Source organism: Actinocorallia lasiicapitis (assembly GCF_054778695.1).
This window is the reverse complement of the sequence record NZ_BAAGZI010000571.1, coordinates 1-2692: the sequence shown is the minus strand read 5'-3', so window position 1 is coordinate 2692 and position 2692 is coordinate 1. Positions and strand designations below refer to the sequence as shown.

2 protein-coding genes are annotated in these 2692 nt (G+C 72.0%); one reads left to right on the top strand and one right to left on the bottom strand.

The features are described 5' to 3' along the window. Positions 1–237 precede the first annotated feature (237 nt). Positions 238–1425, top strand: a complete 1188-nt coding sequence (locus tag ACYVE7_RS32285) for a cytochrome P450 family protein (RefSeq protein WP_460370141.1) — start codon at positions 238–240, stop codon at positions 1423–1425. Here the strand turns inward: ACYVE7_RS32285 and ACYVE7_RS32280 are convergent. Beyond that, a partial coding sequence (locus tag ACYVE7_RS32280; RefSeq protein ID WP_460370139.1) for a tetratricopeptide repeat protein occupies positions 1403–2692 on the bottom strand: 1290 nt, incomplete at its 5' end. The genes ACYVE7_RS32285 and ACYVE7_RS32280 overlap by 23 nt on opposite strands.

The following is a 2692-nucleotide window of genomic DNA, read 5'->3' as shown; positions in this document are numbered from 1 at the left end:
TACGACCAGGCGACCGCCTGGTCCCACCACGGCTACGACCTCACCGCTTGACATCCAACCTCCAGGGATGTCTGACCAGTGTGTCGGTATGGACTCCCGGCAGCCGCTGGGACATGAGGGGCAGCGTCCAAGGTCATCCAGCAGGGGAGAGCCGACCGCACCTTGACGGCAGGCCGCTGGGCGGCTGGGCTTCTCCGTAGCATCCGTAGACGAACGCGGCGTGATCGGGGAGGGTTTATGCGGGGTGGGATCAAGGCGGCGCTGCTCGGGGTGGAGGGCGGGGAGGATCCTTATGGGGCTTATGCACGGTTGCGGGGGGAGGGGGCGGTGGTGCGGGTGGCCCTTCGGGAGGGGCTGGATTGCTGGGTGGTCACCCGGTATGCGGAGGCCAGGGCGGTGTTGGAGGATCGGCGGTTCAGCCGGGATCCCCGGGTGGCAGGGGAGGCTTGGCGGGAGGCCGATCGGGGGCGGCCACTGGAGGACGGCGCTGATCTCGGCGTCCATCTGCTGACGCGGGAACCACCCGACCACACCAGACTGCGACGGCTCGTGGGCCACGCGTTCCGCCACCGGCGGGCCGAACGGTACCGGCCCCGGATCCAGCAGCTCGCCGACGAACTCCTCGACCAACTGCTCCGCCACGACCAGGCCGACCTCGTCGCCGGATACGCCTACCCGCTCGCCACCACCGTCATCTGCGAGATCCTGGGACTGCCCGCCGCCGACGGCCCCCTGTTCCGCCAATGGACGTCCAACGCCCTCCCCGGCCAGCCGACGACCAGCCCCGCCACCTACCTGCACACCGCCATCGCCGACAAACGACGCACCCCCGCAGACGACCTCCTCACCGAACTCATCGCCGCCACCGACCAAGGCCGGATGAGCGAAACCGAACTCCAATCCATGACGTTCCTGCTGATCGTGGCCGGTCACGAAGGCTCCGTCGCCCTCATCGCGAACTCCGTCGTCAGCCTCCTGCGCCACCCCGACCAGATCGCCCTCCTCGAACGCCCCGACGACACCGCCCTCGACGAGTTGTTCCGCTACGACGGCCCCATGGAACTGGCGGCCTGGCGGTTCCCGACCGAACCGGTGGAAATCGGCGGCGTCCGCATCCCCGCCGGAGCCCCGGTCATGATCGCCCTGGCCGCGGCCCACCACGACGACCGCCACTACCCCCGCCCCGACCACCTCGACCTGACACGCGCCGAACCCGACCATCTCGGCTTCGGCCACGGGCTCCACTACTGCGTCGGCGCCCCCCTCGCCAGAGCGGAAGCCGACATCGCACTCAAAACCCTCTTCCGCCGCGCCCCCGGCCTCACCCTCGCCGTCCCCCACACCGAACTGAAAAGACAGCCCAGCCTTCTGGTCCGCGGGCTCCACGAACTTCCCGTCCGCTTCACTCGCCGAGGGCTTCCCTGAGGATCCGGTCGGCCAGCTCCTCGTAGTGGGGGAAGCCGAGGTGGGCGGCGAGGGAGCGGGCGTGCCGGGCGACGGTCTCGGCGGGCCGTCCGGCGTGGTGGAGGGCGCGGGCCAGATGGCAGGCGTTCACCGCCTGGAGGTAGTCGAGATCGAGGTCCTCGCTGAGGGCCTGGCTCTGCCGGTGGGTGATGATGGCCCGGTCGGGCAGCCCTGACGCGAGGAGGACCGCGCCGAGCCCGACCAGGGTCTGGGCGCGGCCGACCCGGTCCCCCGACCGGTCGGCGAGGGTGAGGGCGCGTTCGCATCCGGCGAGCGCGTCGGCGGTCCGTCCCAGCTCGAGCTGGGTGCGGGACAGGTTCCCGAGCACTTTCGCCTCCTCCGACATGTTGTGTTCGCGGTTGAGTGCCAACGCCTCCTCGTACAGTGCGACGGCCCGGTGCCAGTCGGTGTCGCGGGCCGCGAGGATCGCCGCGACGTTCAGTAGCTGCGCGAGGACGACCGGTTCGGCCAGGTCGCGGGCGACGGCGAGTCCTGCGGTGATCTGGGCGGCGCCGTCGTCGTGGCGGCCGATCTGCAGGAGCGCTCCGCCGAGCATGTAGCGGAGCCTGGCTTCGGCCCGCGCGTCACCGGCCGGGCTGACGGCGTCCAGGAGCGGGGGCGCGAACGCGGCGACCTCGCGCCACCCGAACATCGCCTCGATGGCCGGTTCCAGTCCGTAGAGGGTGGTGGCGGTGGAGACGGCCAGGTCGGGACGGTCGCGCGTCACCTGCCGGACCAGTTTCCACCAGCCGCCGATCTCCCGCGCCGCCCAGCGCCGGGCCTCGGCGGGGCCGGTGAGGACGGGCGCGGGACGCGGCCCGGACGGGAGCAGCCCGATCACGGCGTGGCCGGGACGGAGCCGCCGATACGACTCGGCCGCCACGCCGTCCCAGAACTCCAGGAGCCGGTCGACGGGCCCGCGCCGGCACTCCGCCACCTCCCGCGCGAACAGCCTGAGCAGGTCGTGGTACCCGTAACGTCCGGGTTCGGCGCTTTCGAGCAGGTGGACGTCGGCCAGTGATTCGAGGAGCGCTTCGGTCTCCGGTTCGGGCCGGTCGAGGACGGCGGCGGCCGCGGCCAGCGGAAGGTCGTCGGCGTCGGCCACCGCGAGCAGGGCGAACGCGCGGGCCTGCTCGGGGTCGAGCTGGTCGTGGCCGAGCCGGAAACTCTCCTCGACGGCGAGCCCCGGCGCGCGCAGTTCGCTGAGCGGCCGTTCCCCCGACAGCCG

What these genes read in the sequence shown, in the direction of transcription:
- ACYVE7_RS32285 (WP_460370141.1), top strand. Translation starts at nt 238, where the DNA reads ATGCGGGGTGGGATCAAGGCGGCGCTGCTCGGGGTGGAGGGCGGGGAG.